Annotated in this window: 18 protein-coding genes; 12 read left to right on the top strand and 6 right to left on the bottom strand. The window is 55.1% G+C overall.

Translation table 11 applies throughout. The features are described 5' to 3' along the window. Positions 1 to 93 precede the first annotated feature (93 nt). The gene (locus AV656_RS14920; protein ID WP_063183488.1) at positions 94 to 1146 is read left to right on the top strand and encodes a C45 family autoproteolytic acyltransferase/hydolase; all 1053 of its coding nucleotides are present in this window, start codon (positions 94 to 96) and stop codon (positions 1144 to 1146) included. Between the two features lie 101 nt (positions 1147 to 1247). Here AV656_RS14920 and AV656_RS14915 read toward each other — a convergent pair whose 3' ends face one another. Further along, a complete protein-coding gene (locus AV656_RS14915) occupies positions 1248 to 2450 on the bottom strand; it encodes an ABC transporter permease (RefSeq protein ID WP_063183475.1) in 1203 nt (400 codons plus the stop codon). After that, positions 2434 to 3183, bottom strand: coding sequence for an ABC transporter ATP-binding protein (locus tag AV656_RS14910; protein WP_063183472.1), 750 nt, complete (start codon positions 3181 to 3183; stop codon positions 2434 to 2436). The genes AV656_RS14915 and AV656_RS14910 overlap by 17 nt, the downstream gene beginning before the upstream one ends. A 123-nt stretch (positions 3184 to 3306) precedes the next feature. Here AV656_RS14910 and AV656_RS14905 point away from each other — a divergent pair, with 123 nt between their 5' ends. The 6 genes from AV656_RS14905 (at position 3307) to AV656_RS14880 (ending at position 6635) form a co-directional block, all read left to right on the top strand. Next, complete coding sequence (locus tag AV656_RS14905; RefSeq protein ID WP_063183469.1) at positions 3307 to 3735, top strand: HIT family protein; 429 nt, start codon at positions 3307 to 3309, stop codon at positions 3733 to 3735. A gap of 111 nt (positions 3736 to 3846) precedes the next feature. Further along, positions 3847 to 4371 (top strand): tryptophan transporter, encoded by a 525-nt coding sequence (locus tag AV656_RS14900; RefSeq protein ID WP_063183465.1) that lies wholly within the window; start codon positions 3847 to 3849, stop codon positions 4369 to 4371. Between the two features lie 130 nt (positions 4372 to 4501). Then, complete coding sequence (locus tag AV656_RS14895; protein WP_063183462.1) at positions 4502 to 4864, top strand: YtxH domain-containing protein; 363 nt, start codon at positions 4502 to 4504, stop codon at positions 4862 to 4864. Between the two features lie 297 nt (positions 4865 to 5161). Beyond that, the gene (locus AV656_RS14890) at positions 5162 to 5743 is read left to right on the top strand and encodes an HTH-type transcriptional regulator Hpr (RefSeq protein WP_231877319.1); all 582 of its coding nucleotides are present in this window, start codon (positions 5162 to 5164) and stop codon (positions 5741 to 5743) included. A gap of 94 nt (positions 5744 to 5837) precedes the next feature. Further along, the gene (locus tag AV656_RS14885) at positions 5838 to 6380 is read left to right on the top strand and encodes a DUF3267 domain-containing protein (RefSeq protein ID WP_063183455.1); all 543 of its coding nucleotides are present in this window, start codon (positions 5838 to 5840) and stop codon (positions 6378 to 6380) included. 66 nt (positions 6381 to 6446) lie between these two features. After that, positions 6447 to 6635 (top strand): hypothetical protein, encoded by a 189-nt coding sequence (locus AV656_RS14880; protein ID WP_008300758.1) that lies wholly within the window; start codon positions 6447 to 6449, stop codon positions 6633 to 6635. A 195-nt stretch (positions 6636 to 6830) separates the two neighbouring features. Here AV656_RS14880 and AV656_RS16225 read toward each other — a convergent pair whose 3' ends face one another. Then, positions 6831 to 6923, bottom strand: a complete 93-nt coding sequence (locus tag AV656_RS16225) for a YjcZ family sporulation protein (protein ID WP_008300760.1) — start codon at positions 6921 to 6923, stop codon at positions 6831 to 6833. A gap of 137 nt (positions 6924 to 7060) precedes the next feature. Here AV656_RS16225 and AV656_RS14875 point away from each other — a divergent pair, with 137 nt between their 5' ends. From AV656_RS14875 to AV656_RS14855, 5 genes are all read left to right on the top strand, one after another. Further along, the gene (locus tag AV656_RS14875) at positions 7061 to 7975 is read left to right on the top strand and encodes a peptidylprolyl isomerase (protein WP_063183452.1); all 915 of its coding nucleotides are present in this window, start codon (positions 7061 to 7063) and stop codon (positions 7973 to 7975) included. 108 nt (positions 7976 to 8083) lie between these two features. Beyond that, entirely contained in the window at positions 8084 to 8560 is a 477-nt protein-coding gene (locus AV656_RS14870) for a GNAT family N-acetyltransferase (RefSeq protein ID WP_082818783.1), read from the top strand. Positions 8561 to 8679: 119 nt separating this feature from the next. Beyond that, the gene (locus AV656_RS14865; protein ID WP_063183449.1) at positions 8680 to 8868 is read left to right on the top strand and encodes a hypothetical protein; all 189 of its coding nucleotides are present in this window, start codon (positions 8680 to 8682) and stop codon (positions 8866 to 8868) included. Between the two features lie 11 nt (positions 8869 to 8879). Beyond that, positions 8880 to 9143 (top strand): spore coat protein, encoded by a 264-nt coding sequence (locus AV656_RS14860; RefSeq protein WP_063183445.1) that lies wholly within the window; start codon positions 8880 to 8882, stop codon positions 9141 to 9143. A gap of 103 nt (positions 9144 to 9246) precedes the next feature. Further along, complete coding sequence (locus tag AV656_RS14855) at positions 9247 to 10050, top strand: cupin domain-containing protein (RefSeq protein ID WP_063183441.1); 804 nt, start codon at positions 9247 to 9249, stop codon at positions 10048 to 10050. Positions 10051 to 10129: 79 nt separating this feature from the next. Here the strand turns inward: AV656_RS14855 and yhaM are convergent, their stop codons facing one another. From yhaM to AV656_RS14840, 3 genes are read right to left on the bottom strand one after another with little or no spacing between them, the layout of a single operon-like run. Continuing rightward, entirely contained in the window at positions 10130 to 11068 is a 939-nt protein-coding gene (gene yhaM / locus AV656_RS14850; protein WP_063183855.1) for a 3'-5' exoribonuclease YhaM, read from the bottom strand. Between the two features lie 17 nt (positions 11069 to 11085). Continuing rightward, positions 11086 to 13959 carry an ATP-binding protein gene (locus AV656_RS14845; protein ID WP_063183438.1) on the bottom strand — a complete coding sequence of 958 codons (2874 nt, stop codon included), beginning with the start codon at positions 13957 to 13959 and terminating at the stop codon, positions 11086 to 11088. Continuing rightward, the gene (locus tag AV656_RS14840; protein WP_063183435.1) at positions 13956 to 15176 is read right to left on the bottom strand and encodes a metallophosphoesterase family protein; all 1221 of its coding nucleotides are present in this window, start codon (positions 15174 to 15176) and stop codon (positions 13956 to 13958) included. Before AV656_RS14840 ends, AV656_RS14845 begins: the two co-directional genes overlap by 4 nt. Between the last annotated feature and the right edge of the window lie 31 nt (positions 15177 to 15207).

The following is a 15207-nucleotide window of genomic DNA, read 5'->3' as shown; positions in this document are numbered from 1 at the left end:
AGCCGGGTGTTTTTCAGTTTGCCTTCCTCCCTTGACCGATTGCGCCGGGTTACGTCAAGATGAAAAGATGACTGTTGTAAAGGATGGAATCAGATGAGAGAGATCTACAGCGACGTGGTCCAGTTCCGCGGCTCGCATTATGACTTCGGCCGCCTGCAGGGAGAGCGGCTGTGCGACTCCCTGACGCTCCATAACCGCAGGACCAAGTGGCGGACGATGAAGCCCCGTTTCCGCATCGATGTTGCCGAAGCGGAAGCCGTCTTCGGCCGGTTCGCCCCTCAGCTGTGGGAAGAGCTGAACGGCATGCGCGATGCGCTCGACCTGCCGATGGAGGAGATTCTCCGGGATTTCGGGGGCTACCGGACAGAAACTATCCGCGCAGGCTGCTCGGTCCTGACAGGCAGTGACTTCATCGTACGGAACTATGACTTCCACCCGAACACCTACGAAGGGCTTTATACCGTTTTCCAGCCCGACGACGGGGGCTACGCCATCATCGGCCCCGCACAGCGGATCACCGGACGGATGGACGGCCTGAACGAGAAAGGTCTGGCGATGGGCTACAACTTCACGAACCGCAAGCGGCCGGGCGACGGATTTGTCTGCTGGATGGTCGGCAGGCTCATCCTGGAGACATGCGCAGATGTGGAGGAAGCCGTCCAATTTCTTAAGGACCTCCCCCACCGCGGCTCGTTCAGCTACAACCTGCTCGACAAAACCGGCAACCGTGCACTAGTCGAGGCGGGACCGCGTGGTGTGATCGTGCGCGACTCCTCATATTGCACAAACCATTTCGAGCAGCAGACTGAAGAAAACCGCCGTTACCTGAAAGACTCCATCGAACGGATGGACGCCATGAAAGAGCGGCCGGAAGCCCTGTCAGATGCCCAGCAGGCATGGCGGCTCCTGAATGACACCGACAAAGGCGTCTTTGCCGACAATTACAGGAGCTGGGCAGGTACGATCCACACCTCCGCCTACTTCCCGCAGACGCTCACCGCCTGGTTCGCACTCGGAGGGGACACGGATCCGGTCGAATTCGACTTTGATGCCTGGCTCCGCGGCGAAGATGACGATCGGTCAACGATCACGGGACATGTCGACACGGAGATCGGGTTTGCAAACATGGACAAGCTGCGGAACTGAGCGGATTCAGCTTAAAACGTTGATGATCTTCATTAAAACGTTGACGTACCGCATTGATCCACATAAAAACTGGCTTCGCGCAATTGCGAAGCCAGTTTTTCTTATGATTTCTTCCCCGACATCCGGAGTGTGACTTCCGAGATCACAAGCACGGCCACCGCGAGCAGCAGCATCCCTGCCCCAATCCCGTACTGGAACCACGCAGCGACTAGGACAAGCAGTGCCTGGACTGCCTGCGCGCTGCGGACCGTGCGGCGCACCGCAGAGGCACGCACCGCCTCCGTCACCGGATAAAGCCGGTCCATCCGGAACTCATGCTGGCTGGCGAGTGCGTCCCGCAGCTGATAGGCCGTCGCGAAGGCAAGTGCCCCGCTGAAGACGGCGGCGACCGCCGGCATCGGGATAAAGAGCGCGCCGATCATCGAGATCGCCGTCAGCCGGACCCACAGGAGGAACAGGTCATCCGAGCGGATAAACGTCCTCATCGCCAGGTACCGCGGCGAAGCTTTCGTTTCGAACGATGCCTTTCCGTACACCCAGTCGAGCCACGCCCTCCTGTGGACCGCTCCGCGCAGATGCGGAACGTCCGTGAACTGATTGGCGAACCGGTAGAACCGGCTCATCCGACCGCGCTCCAGTTCGATAAAGTGAAGGAACGGGAACGGCTTGCCTTCGCTTGTCCGCTGTTTCAGCATGCCATACACCACGATCGGGATCAGCAGTGCCGCGCCGAGCCACCACTTGCCGTACATGGCAACAACGAGGGGGATCGCCGTCAGGACAAAGCGGATGACCCTGTCGCCCCATGCCCCTTCTCCCTGCTCTGCCCAGCGGTGGGCGAACTCCGTGCGCACGTTCCAGACGTGGAGCGCGGCAATGCCGAGGACCAGGGCAAGAAGCCCGATCCCTTTGAGTCCGTACACCGCATTCAGGAGCGGGATTGAGACGATGAATGCAAGGACCGGCAACAGGATCCCCGACACGGACGTCCATTTAAGAGCGCTCTGCATATAGCCGCCGAGCTTTTCCTCCATCGGCAGGAAAAACACGGCGTCGGCCTCTTTCAGCAGTGTGACAGGCGGTGCATAGGCAAGAATCGCGGCAAGAATGATGCCGGCGAGAGGAGCGGCCGGAAAATCCGCGGCCACCGTCTTGAGCCAGCCGCTGTACGCATACCCCCCCGCTCCGATCAGAAAGACGAGGACGATGGCGAGGTGCCCGGTAAAGATGAATTTCGTGTAGCGCTGCAGCTCCTCCGTGTAGTGGGTGAAGCGGCTGCGCCACACGTCACGCAGGCTGCCCATCGTCCGGCTCCCCTGCCATCTCGATATACAGATCATCCAGTGTCGCACCCGGCATGCCAAACTGTTCGCGAAGATCATCCATCGTTCCCGCCGCACGCAGCCTGCCCTCGTGCAAGAGCAGGATCCGGTCACAGTACTTCTCGGCAGTGGCAAGAATATGCGTCGACATGAGGACGGATGCCCCGTCCGCCTTTTTCTCGCTCATCTGCTCGAGCAACGAACGGATGCCGAGCGGGTCAAGTCCGACAAACGGCTCGTCGATGATATAGAGCGACGGGTTAACAAGAAACGCGCACATGATCATGACCTTCTGCCGCATCCCCTTCGAGAAATGCGACGGGAACCAGCGGAGCCTCTTTTCCATCCGGAACTCGCGCAGGAGCGCCGCGGACCTTGCCTCGAACACGTCCTTGGGAATGCCGTACGCCATCGCCGTCAGCTCCAGATGCTCTCGGAGCGTCAGCTCATCATAGAGGACCGGCGTCTCGGGGATATAGGAAAACGAGCTCCTGTATTTCTCGGGATCATCACGGAAAGCCGTTCCGCCTATCCGGATTTCCCCTTCCGACGGTTCCATGAGCCCAATAATGTGCTTGATCGTTGTACTTTTCCCGGCGCCGTTCAGCCCGATGAGCCCGACCAGTTCGCCGGAGCCGACTTCAAATGACAGATCATGAAGCACCGGCTTGCGCGTATATCCGCCGGTGATCTTTTCCACTTCCAATACGTTCATGTTTCCACCCCATTCATGCCTCCATTTTAGCAAATCCGGACCGCTTATGCCTCGAATGCCTGTCCTCTATTTTCTGAATATATGATATCCTGTTGTCAGGATATGAAAAGGAGATGTTGACCGATGACCGAATGCATTTTCTGCAAGATGGTGGAAGGGGAGATCCCTGCAGCCAAAGTATATGAGGACGAACATGTCCTCGCCTTCATGGACATCATGCCGACGACTAAAGGCCATGTCCTGCTGATCCCGAAAGTGCACCGCGAGAACATCTATGAGTTCAGCGAAGACGAGGCGGCACAGCTGTTCTCCGCCGCTCCGAAAATCGCACGTGCGCTAAAAGCCGAGTTCGAGCCGGCCGGCATGAACCTCCTGAACAACACCGGAGCCGCTGCCAGCCAGAGCGTGTACCATTTCCATCTTCACTTCATCCCGCGCTATGACCGCCAGACGGACGGCTTCGGGCTGCACTGGGAGACAAAAGAAGATGAGTTTCCTAAAGAGAAGCTGCAGGAAATCGCATCCGCGATCGGCGCACAGATCAAAAACTGACTGATTGAAAATCCCGTTCAAAAACGGTACAATCGAACTACGCAACCTGCCGTCGGCCACAAGGGCACGCCGGGGGAGGCAAAATTTAGCTTAGCTGAGGAGAGATGAGCAATGAAAACGAAAAATCTGGTTTTGATGGCTTTACTGATCGGGATCGGGACGGCGCTGTACTTGGTGATTCCGGGGATTAACGGGGGCATGAAGCCCGACTTCATGCTGACGATGATGTTCATCGGCATCCTGCTGTTCCGCGACATCAGGAGCGTACTCGTCATGTCGGTCTCCACGGGTATCCTGTCCGGCCTGTTCACGACATTCCCGGGCGGATTCATCCCGAACGTGATCGACAAGACGGTGACGGGAATCGTCTTCTTCGGCGTGGTGCTCCTTATCGGGAAGCTCGCCGACAAGCTGGCCGCGGCAACTGTAATGGCCGCACTCGGAACCGTGCTGTCGGGTTCGATCTTCCTGTCCGTCGCGATCTTCCTGCTCGGCGGGGACTTTCCGTTCATGGCTCTGTTCCTGACGGTCGTCCTGCCGGCGATCGCCATGAATGCCATCGCCTTCTTTATCATCTATCCGATCGTTCTCCGGCTCGCCCAGCGCTCGAACTACGTGCCGGCGCCGTCCCACTGATCGGACACAGGCAAACACCCCGACCCGGAAGCGGCCGGGGTGTTCGTCTGTTGTCTCCCCCTCTCCCCGCATGTTTTAATAAAGAGGCGGAAAGGAATATTGAACGATATAGAGAAGGGAGAGTGCCCTCATGAAGGCATCATCATTTTTCCTCGGACTTGTACTCGGTGCAGCGGGCAGCGCCGCAGCAGTCCTGCTGAGTGCCCCTCAGTCAGGCAAAGAGCTGCGCTATTCCGTCAAGAGTTCGTCCGACAACCTGAAACCTAAAATTGAAGATGTAAAAGCAAAAACGAATGATCTGAAAGCTTCGGTCAAACACTTGGTCAACGAAGCGAAAACCCGCCTCCCAGAGGCCGCAGACGAGCTGAAAACGTCAGTGGACGTCTGGAACCGCGATACTGAGCTGAACCGTGAGAGAATCCAGAAGCGCGTCCAGCAGATTCAGACTTCCATTGCCGAGCTTGAACAGGCGGTCGGATCGATCAAGAAGTAAGGCACCGCGTCTGCCGGTTATGGCCCTCTTCAGATTAATTACACTCACCCGGCGATTCATCCGGGACCTGGGACTCCAAAAGCCGGCAAGAACGGCTGGAGTCCTTCTCTATTTTTATTCCCCCCTGTTCTTCCCCGGTGCAACCGACCGTTTTCCCCATGAAAAGATAAAATGTGACAATTGTTACAGAACCCCTTCTTTCCGACCTACTTTATTGATATACTATTCTTAAACTATCCGAACATTGAGAAAGAAGGTGAGAATTTGGCGGAACAATCCTATACCCTGCCTGAAGCCATGCTGTACAGCCAGCGGATGGCCCAGCTTTCAAAGGCGCTGTGGAAAGCCGTCGAAAAAGACTGGCAGCAGTGGATCAAGCCATTCGGCCTGAACATAAACGAACACCATATCCTCTGGATTGCAGCGCATCTGAAAGGCGCAACGATTTCCGAGGTGGCGAAGTTCGGTGTCATGCATGTTTCAACTGCATTCAACTTCTCCAAGAAATTGGAGGAACGCGGATTTCTGTCTTTCTCCAAGCGCGAGGATGACAAACGCAGTACATATGTCGAAGTGACCGAGCAGGGCCACGTTCTTCTGCTTGAGATCAACAATCATTACTTCGACACGGAACATTCTGTTTTGGAAGGTTCACTTCCCGTACGCCAGCTATACGGGCGCTTCCCCGAATTCATCGAACTGATGGCGGTCATCCGCAACATATACGGAGACGACTTCATGGATATTTTCGAACAGGGATTCAGGAACATGGAGCAGCTTTATGGTAATGAAACGCACGCTGCCGCAGTTGACGAACGCCATGACTCCTCCGTCGAATCTGAGGATTCTGCTGTAAAGGAAAAAGACGAAGTATCCTAAACTTATTTTTTCATATAAAACGGTTGATTTTTATCGCAAATCGCAGTACGGTATGTATCGTCCATTTTGGAATCCATTTAAGGAGATGCAGCTGATGCGATGCTGGAAGACCATCAACGTGAAGAAGCACTACGGGCTCAGCCGACTGTTCCTGCTTTCTTCCATCCTGATGATTGCCGTCTTCATCATTTCATATATCGGTTTTGAACTGACACGGGAAACCGGCCAATCCGATGCGTTTTTCGCCGTATTCCTCGCCGCGGTGATTCTGCTTTATCCTGTACACAAAGCGATTCACTTTGCAGTCCTGTGGAAATACCGCAAGCGGATCACGCTTGTCATCAACCGGGACTGGACGTTTTTCCCGCTCTTCCTGCTGCGCATCTGCGAGCCGATCCCGAAAAAGCGGTTTGCCGTCTCTCTCGTGGCACCGTTTTTCTTCCTCAACCCGCTTTTTATCACGGGTGGGGTCCTGCTGCCGGCGTTTTCGCATTACTTTACGGCACTGCTCGCCTACCACTGCGGCATTTGCCTGATCGACTTCGTTTACTTCAAGAATCTGTCGCGATCTCCGAAAGCCTGCTACATCGAGGAGACCGACAATGGTTACGAAATTCTGGTTCCTCTGCCAGATTGAGCGGTTTTCTTTTAACCGTTCTTCTGGTATGCTAAGTCAATAGTCGTGTAGAAAGGGGGAAATGGAATGATCATTCTTGTCACTGTGCTGTTTTCGATCTTCTATCTTTTCCAGATCAACAAGATGACCTATGCCCTCTGTGAAGTCAGGGAAATCCCCGAGGAAAAGCAACCGAAAATTTATCAGACGGTTAACATCCTCATCACTATTTTAATTATCTCGTTCTTTGTCGAGATCATGACTGCCATCTCCTGAATATTTATAAATAATAAACGTCCATCCGCCCGGTATCCGGGGGATGGACGTTTTTCATTCGACGGTAGGACGGTATTTCATGCCGGCATCTTTTCGTACACCTGACAATCCGCCGGCCATACCGGTCCTTTTCCTTCACTGCTGTTATGCAGGCGGCGCGGCCGAAGGGGGATCATGCCGGCCGGCCCTCATTCATCAGTAGACGTACGCTGCCCCGACGATGATCAGCAGGATGAAAAGGACGACGATCAAGGCGAAGCCGCCGCCGTAGTTGAAACCTCCGCTCATGTGATCACCTCCCTTCTCTCCCGTATCGTATGCGCGGGAGGAAGGGGTCTGTGGGCTTTTGCCGGGAACCTTTTTGTAGCCAGGTCGTTTTTATGATATATTTACTTTTGTTTACACAATCAGAAGGGGAGTTAATTATGAAGAAATCTGTAATCGCGGCAACTGTCGCCGCTTCGGTGCTTGCCCTCTCCGCCTGCAGCAACAATGCAGGAGAAGACGTGATCGTCTCGTCCAAGGTGGGCGACATCACTCAACAGGATCTGTATGAGGAAATGAAGACAACAGTCGGCGAGCAGGCGCTCCAGCTGATGGTCATCGAAAAAGTACTCGACGACAAATACGATGTCGATCAGAAAGAGGTCGACAAGCAATATAACGACATGAAAGAACAGGCCGGTGAAGGCTTTGATTCCTTCCTCGCCCAGCAAGGGTATACGGAAGAAAGCTACAAAGACATGATTAAGCTCAACCTTCTCCAGGAAAAAGCCCTGACTGAGGATGTTGAAGTAACCGACGAAGAAGTCGACCAGTACATCGACCGCATGGGCACCGAGCTGAATGCCCGCCACATCCTCGTCGACGACGAAGAAACGGCAAAAGAAGTAAAGACCAAGCTTGATGAGGGCGGAGACTTTGCAGAGCTTGCGAAGGAATACTCCACTGAGCCGGCTGCACAGGAATCCGGCGGTGAGCTTGGCTGGTTTGGTCCTGACAAGATGGTCGCCGACTTCACTGACGCAGCATACAGCCTTGAAGTGGACCAGATCAGCGACCCGGTCAAGACTGACTTCGGCTACCACATCATCCAAGTGACGGATACACGCGAAGCAGAAGGTGCCGAGAAGAAAGAAGACATCACCGATGAGCGCCGCGCGGAAATCAAGGACGAGCTGATTCAGAAAAAGGCTGACCCTAATGCCATGATGGAAAAGCTGTCCAAGATGCTTGAAGACGCGGACATCGACATCAAGGATGAAGACCTGGAAGGCGCGCTTGACCAGTTCAAAGGTTCAGCTGCACAGCCTGAAGAAAAGGCGGATTCCGAGAAATAAGAATGAACTGCATCGAAAACGGCACCCCGAACGGGTGCCGTTTTTTGCGGTATCCATACCGGGATGAATTCTGTATAATGAATAAAATTAATCCGGGGAGGGAAAGCGATGATCCGCAAGATGGAAGAAAATGATATTCCCGCGGTCCGTCAGGTTGCCGCAGAAAGCTGGCATGACACGTACGAAGGAATCATCCCCCGGGAGATCCGGGAATGTTTTCTCGCGGCCGCTTATAGCCCCGCATCGCTGCAGAGACGGCTCGAGCAGTCCATCCTCTACGTAGCCGAACATGAGGGCTCCGTTGTCGGCTTCGCCAACTTCTTCAGACTGCCGCAAACCGGGGATGCCGAGCTCTCGGCCATCTATCTTCTTCCTTTCTATCAGGGCCAGGGACTCGGAACCGCCCTATTGGAGAGAGGCATCGGCGATCTGTCGGATGCCGGGCGTCTGTACATTACAGTCGAACGGGACAATGAGAACGGCAGACAGTTCTATGAATCCCGCGGCTTCAGCTCCGTCGAAGAATTTGAAGAAGACTTCGGCGGACACACTCTGAACAGTGTGCGGATGATGCGACCTCTTTGATGAACACCTTCCGTCCCGGACAAATATGTCCGGGGCATTTTTGGTTTGGGTGTATTGGCGCAGTGTACAGTATGAATATTTGGATGAACGGGGATATTTAATGGAAAAGGAGGTGCGAAATGAACAACGATCTAACTGAACTCGAGGTCGAGCATCTGCGGAGTCTGATCGGCGGTCATGGCAACGTCTCAAAGAAGTTGGAGGATTATGCTCAGCGCTGCTCAGATCCTGAACTCAGAACCATTTTCGAGCGGGACGCCCAAGCCGCCAAGCAAGCGCAACAGGAGCTCTTGTCCTATTTGAATTAAGGAGGATATTCATGTTCCAGGATAAAGAAATGGTTAATGACTATCTGGCCGGCTTAAATGCAGGCCTGACCGGCTATGCCAACATCATTGCACAGACAAACAACTCAGAACTCAGGCAGACTTTGATCCAATTGAGAAACCAGGACGAGTCGCGTCAGCGGACACTCTACAGCTACGCCCTTCAGAAAGGGCATTACAAACCCGCTGCACCCGCCTCAAAAGAAGTGATTCAGCAGTTGCGGACCCAATTGATGGCTGAACAGCAGCAAAATTGACTTTACCTAGAGCCGGGCTTTCTGTTCGGCTTTTTTGCGTTCGGCACAATTTCGATACTTGGGCATATGATGATACCCAAGTCTGTTTGAAAGGAATGAAAAAATGTATCAACAGCCTTATGGGTATCTTCATCCAAACCCCTACTATGGATATATGGCTCATCAAAATCCTGCCGGGTCGCTTTATCCCTATCCCCCTGCTTCCTACCCGGTAAATTATGAGAATCCTCAAGTCAGGTTAAGGGATTATGGACCTGACCCATTCGTCATCAATATCAATATGGCATCCAAACTCAATCGGAATTACCGGACTACCCTGTGGACCGGACGTCATTTGCAGGTTACTTTAATGTCTTTGAATCCCGGTGAGGATATCGGATTAGAAATTCATCCTGCCGATGATCAGTTTCTGCGGATCGAACAGGGACAGGGAGTCGTCCAGATGGGCAAAAGGAAAGACCGTTTGGACTTTGTAAGAAATGTCTATGATGATTCAGCAATCATGGTTCCTGCCGGCACTTGGCACAACTTGACCAACACCGGCAATATCCCGCTAAAACTTTATTCCATTTACGCACCTCCACACCACCCGTTTAATACCGTTCATCCCACGAAAGCAGATGCGATGGCCGGTGAACAACCAGGCCGCCAAAGCACAGGAAGTGAGATGAAGATTGACGGCAAGACACCTGATGAATGGATCAGACACACGGAGTATTTAGTGAATGAAGGGCTGAATGATGTCCGAAGGGGCATCAACTCAACCCATATTCTCCAGGAATTCATTCTCATGGGGGTTCTTGTAGGTAAAGGTTATTCCCCGGAGGAAGCATACCAGACCGTGGAGGAATGGGAACGGACAGGGGTCTCCAAACTTCTTCAGCAAAGCAAAAATATGCAGGAATGACTCAAGTCTGTAGCATTCTGACATACCAAAAGGGCCTGACTCATGGGAGTCAGGCCCTTTTGACATGGTGACGTACTCGTCATTCAAACGTCGGTTTATAGAACTGCCGGTTTTCCAGCGGGAAGAGACGCTCCGTGAATTCCCCGGGCTCTGCTTTCGACAATGCGCGGTTGAGCATATTCATCTTCGCATCGATGTTGTCGATATAGTGGAGAATTTCCGCTTCCTTCAGCATCGGGCGCTTCGGGCTGCCCCACTCTTCCTTGCCGTGATGGCTCAGGACCATATGCTGCAGAAGCACAACTTCTTCCCCTTCAATGCCCAGCTCTTTGGCTGCCATGGCAATTTCGTTGACCATGATCGTGATGTGGCCGAGGAGATTGCCCGTTGGCGTATAGACAGTGCCGACCGGACCGGACAGTTCCACTACCTTGCCGACATCGTGAAGAATGATCCCGGCATACAGAAGGTCCTTGTTGAGAGAAGGATACAGCTCGGCGATCGCCTTGCCGAGGCGCAGCATCGACACCACATGGTCGAGCAGGCCCGACACGTAGTCATGGTGGTTCTTGGTCGCCGCCGGATAAACGAGGAACGCGTCCCGGTGCTGCTTAAGCAAGTATCGAGTGATGCGCTGAATGTTCGGATTGGTGATCTCAAAGATATACGGCGACAGTTCTTCGTAAAGTTCCTCTTTTGATTTTTCCGCACTCGGTACGAGGTCGGAAATTTGGATCGGCTCATCCGGCTTGGCAGGACGGATGCTCTTGATGCGGAGCTGATTTCTGCCCCGGTACTCATGGACATCCCCGCCGACCCGGACAATCGATGCCGGCTGGAACATCTTTTCGTGCTCATCTTTCGCATCCCACAACTTCGCTTCGATATCGCCCGTCTTGTCCTGCAGAATCAGCGTCATGAACGGGCTTCCCGTCGTCGTCATTCCCTTGGTCGCCTGCTTGATGAGCATGAACAGATCGACCCGCTCGCCTGTTTTATAGGTCCCGATTCCATTCATTTCGGTTCCGATACCTTTCATCTCAGCACTCCCCTTTCGCTCCCGGCTCCGGCCACATTAATGACAGCAGCCTCGCTGAAGGCGCCGGCCATCTCCCTGTGGCAGGTGAAGTACAGGAACTGGTGATGAATCTTCAATTCTTCCAATAAGTTTATCATATTGGCCAGCCGAACCCGGTCGAAGTGGACAAACGGATCATCCATGATGATCGGGAAAGGGGCCGAATCCGGAAGAGAAGCCGCCAGGGACAGCCTCATGGAGATATAAGCCTGTTCCTTCGTCGCCTGGCTCAGCTCATGCAGACCAAATCGCATGCCATTCGCCCCTTCCGCCTCGATCCGCCCGTCGGAAGTCAGAAGCAGGGCCGAATGGGCGCCGCTGGTGAGATCCCGGAACCAGCCGGAAGCCCGGTGAATGACATCCGGAAGCTTCTGTTCCTTGAGGCGGCCCGTTGCTCCGTCGATCGCCGAGACGGCAGCTTTCCGGGCGGCCCATGCCATTGCAAGCTCCCGGAAAGCTGCCTTCTTCTGCTCGAATTCCTGCAACAGGGCATCATATGCGGAATCAGCAACAAGATGACCCATCCGGGCCTTTAGTTCAGCCTGTTCTTTAAGCAGGCTGCTTCGCTCATCCGCCAGCGTCTGCAGGGATTCGCGGTTTTTTTCGATTCTCCGGCTGATATCCTCCATGTCCGGAATGTCTGCGGCACCCGGCGCACCAATCTGCTTTAACTGTTCACCGATACGGCCGAGTGATTCCCTGAGTTCCGCTTTCCTAGCAGCCTGCTCCGCTGCCTCGTAAAACTTCTGTTCTCCGTCTGCTTCCGCAGCGTCATACAACGTTGCGATTTCGGATTCGAGGGCTTCCCTGAGGCTTTCCGCTTCTAACAGTTCCGCTTCCAGTTTCTTTTGATCTTCAAGCAGCTGCTCCCTCTTCTCGGCAGCCCGCAACAAATTCCTTTCCGCTTCTTTAAGCGCGGAAAACAGCTGCGGATCCGGGACGGGATGCCCGATCAGCTCATATGCCCGGCTCCGGATGGCACCGGCCGTCCGGATTGCCCGGTCACGCTTTTCTTCTTCCGAACGGATGCGGCGCATCGTTTCCTGCAGATCCCTGACAAGCCGGAACAGTTCCGGTACGATTGCGGCAGGCAACCTCCCGGTAATTCCGTACGCTTCAAGGAACGTACCGAGACGGTTTTCCGTATCATCAAGATTCTCAGCGGCTGTTTTCCTTGAAGTACGAAGTTCCGTCATCTCGCCCCGGAGACGTTCTTCCGCCTCAATGAGCCGGTCCAATTCAGTGAAGTGCCTGCCGACTTGCTCGGCCCTGCGGTCCAGTTCCTCTTCCCTTCCGCCGTAACGGCTGAGAAGCTGGCGCTCGTCATCCGTCAGTGCGTCATTGCCGCCTTCCTGCTTCAATAGCATGAACACGGCAGCGGCTCCCGCCGCCACTCCAGCAGCAGCAAGCAGCAAATTCTCCGAATAGATGGCCATGGTGATGATCAATGCGGCAAGGCCTGCGAGAATCAGGAGCGGCAGCCGGCTGACGCTCTTTCCTGCGCTTTGTTTGGCTTCAGCGGATGCAAGGCGCTTTCTTAGCGAAGGCCACTTGGATGCCCACTCAATTTCTGTGTCATCGGGCCCGGATGCCTCAAGCGCGGTCCGTTCATCGGCAATCCGTCCGGCCTCTGCAGCCTTTTCCGCAATCCGATCATCCAGCCGCTCAAGGTTGCGATTCGCCCGGTCATGCGCCTCCGAGAGGCTATGAAGTTCTTCTTCTTTCCGGATTGAAGCATCCGCATGGATAGCCGTTTCCCCGTCATCCAGACCAAGACGCGCCAGCAGGCCGCCCTTCATGCCGTCGAGCTCCCGCAGCGACTGTTCCGAACCAGTTTCCATCGTCCTTGCTTCATGCCAGGCGGCTTCCTCCGAGAGAACCGACAGGAGGCTTGAAAGCCGCTCCATGTCCGGCTCTTCCGGCAGCTCTCTGCCGGAAGCGGCAATCCGTTCCTGAAGATTCCTGATTGCCGCAGTTGCGGCAATCTTCCGGTCCTTCAATGCCTCATACCGGCGGATCCCCTCCGCAGGAAACGGGGCATCCCCGATTGTCCGCAGTTCTTCCTCCGCCTGCAGTCGCTCAAGATCAAGCGGAGCTGCCTGCCTGAGGATGGCCAACCGCTCCTGATCGGCGGTAAGTGCCGTTTCTTCTTCCGCCATCGCCTCCAATCGCAGTGCGATTTCCGCTGCGCGCTTTTTCATGGGGGCATAGGCCTCCGACTTTTTCTGATATTCCCCGATCTCGGCCTCCATCTCTTTCAGCTGATTCAGCAGGGCGTTCATTTCGGGGACGCGTCCGGACTTCTTGAACAGCCCGTCCATCTCTTTTTCCATCCGGGTTCTAAATCCTGCAAGGTCCTCCGCTCCGGTCGTTCCGGAAGCGATCAGTGCCTGACCGAGTTCCTCTTCGTTCATTCTGCCGATTTCCTGGAGCTGCAGGAGCGAGAATGAGAAGACGGATTCAAACGACTGCCGGTCATAGCCCCGAAGCAGTCGCCCGAGCGCTTCCTCTCCTTCTTCCCTGCCGTCCTGAAAGCGAACGGTCACTTCACCGGCGGATCGTCCGGCGATGCGCTCAATCACACAGGAGCCGAATTCGCTGTCGGTCACATGCACCTGCCCGCCGTAAGCGCCGCCCGACTTCGGTTCGTAGCGGAGAAGGGAACTGCCGCGCTGCGGAAAGCCGAACAGTGTGTGGAGGATAAACTGGCGAATCGTCGTCTTCCCCGCTTCGTTCGGCCCGTACAGAACATTGATGCCGGGCTGAAGATCGATCGTCACATTTTCATGTTTGCCGAATCCGTAGATGACGAGCTTCGTGATGGTCATCATTCCGCCCGCCCCCCTTTCAAGAGCCCGCCGGTAAGAAGCCGCTCCGCTTCTTCCCTGATTTCCCTGATGCTCTCTTCATCCAGCCGGCCTGTGAACCGGTAAGCCTGGCGATGGCCGTACAGGTCGGACATCCGGTTTTTCCATCCCGCCGCGTCCCAGCTTCCGAGCTCATCCAGTACATCACGGAACAGCCCGCCCGGCACCGCCGGAGCAGCAGTGCGTTCCCACGTCATTCGGTGAACACCGACATCCGGGCAGTCGCGCATTGCTGCTTCCCGGATGAACTCCAGCCATTCCGATTCTGGTGCGTCTCCAAACAACGTTTCCGCACCCTCGTCGATTCCGATCAGCCGGAGGTCGATCAGTCCCGGGCCGTTCTCTTCCCTGAATGCCCGGACCTGATTCATGCACCGGTCCAGCCATTCGTCCGCATGGCGGATGCCCACGCAGTCCACCTCGGCTTCGCCGAAGACCAGCGCGCCTGCGGGGAGGAACTCGAGTGAGTCGGTTCCCCTCCCAATCGTCACGTCATAAAATCCCTTCACGCCGCTTTCCTTCCGGTGAAGGCCCTGAAGGCTGCCCGGATAGACAATCGGCGGCTCCTCATGAAGCACCTGGCGCTTATGGATATGACCGAGTGCCCAGTAGTCATAGCCCTTGGCGAGGAGCTCGTCCTTTGTGAACGGGGCATACACGTCATGCGCCTCGTCTCCCCGGATGCTTCCGTGAAGCATCCCGATTTCAACGGCATCGCCTTCGGCCTGCGGATAGTGACTAATGACCGGTTCGGTCACATGTCGCTCCGGATAACTGAATCCATGGATTTTTACAAGGGTTCCGCGGATGGTCAATTCCGCCGTCTCCACTTCCGGGCCGAACACGCGGACATTTTCCGGCAGGGAAAACCGGACCCAGGAACCCGCCAGGTGGTCATGGTTCCCGTGGCTGACAAAGACGGGAACACCCGCCCTGCGGAGTATTTCCATGCCTTGGCGGAACTGCTCCTGCGCGCGCAGGCTCCGGTCCTCACCGTCATAAATGTCTCCGGCAATCAGCAGAAAATCCGGACGCGTCTCTGCTGCATGATCGATCAGGTTACGGAACGCCGTGAAAGTGCTATCGCGGACACTTTCCGCCATCTTGCCCGGCAGCCCGGCAAAGCCTTTGAACGGGCTCCCCAGATGCAGGTCGGCCGCATGGATGAATCGGATGGTCATCGGGACACCTCCTATCGAAGCGAATGTTTGT

Source organism: Bhargavaea cecembensis, assembly GCF_001619585.1.
In the GTDB taxonomy this organism is placed as follows: Bacteria; Bacillota; Bacilli; order Bacillales_A; family Planococcaceae; genus Bhargavaea; species Bhargavaea cecembensis_A.
This window is presented reverse-complemented; position numbering and strand designations above follow the sequence as displayed.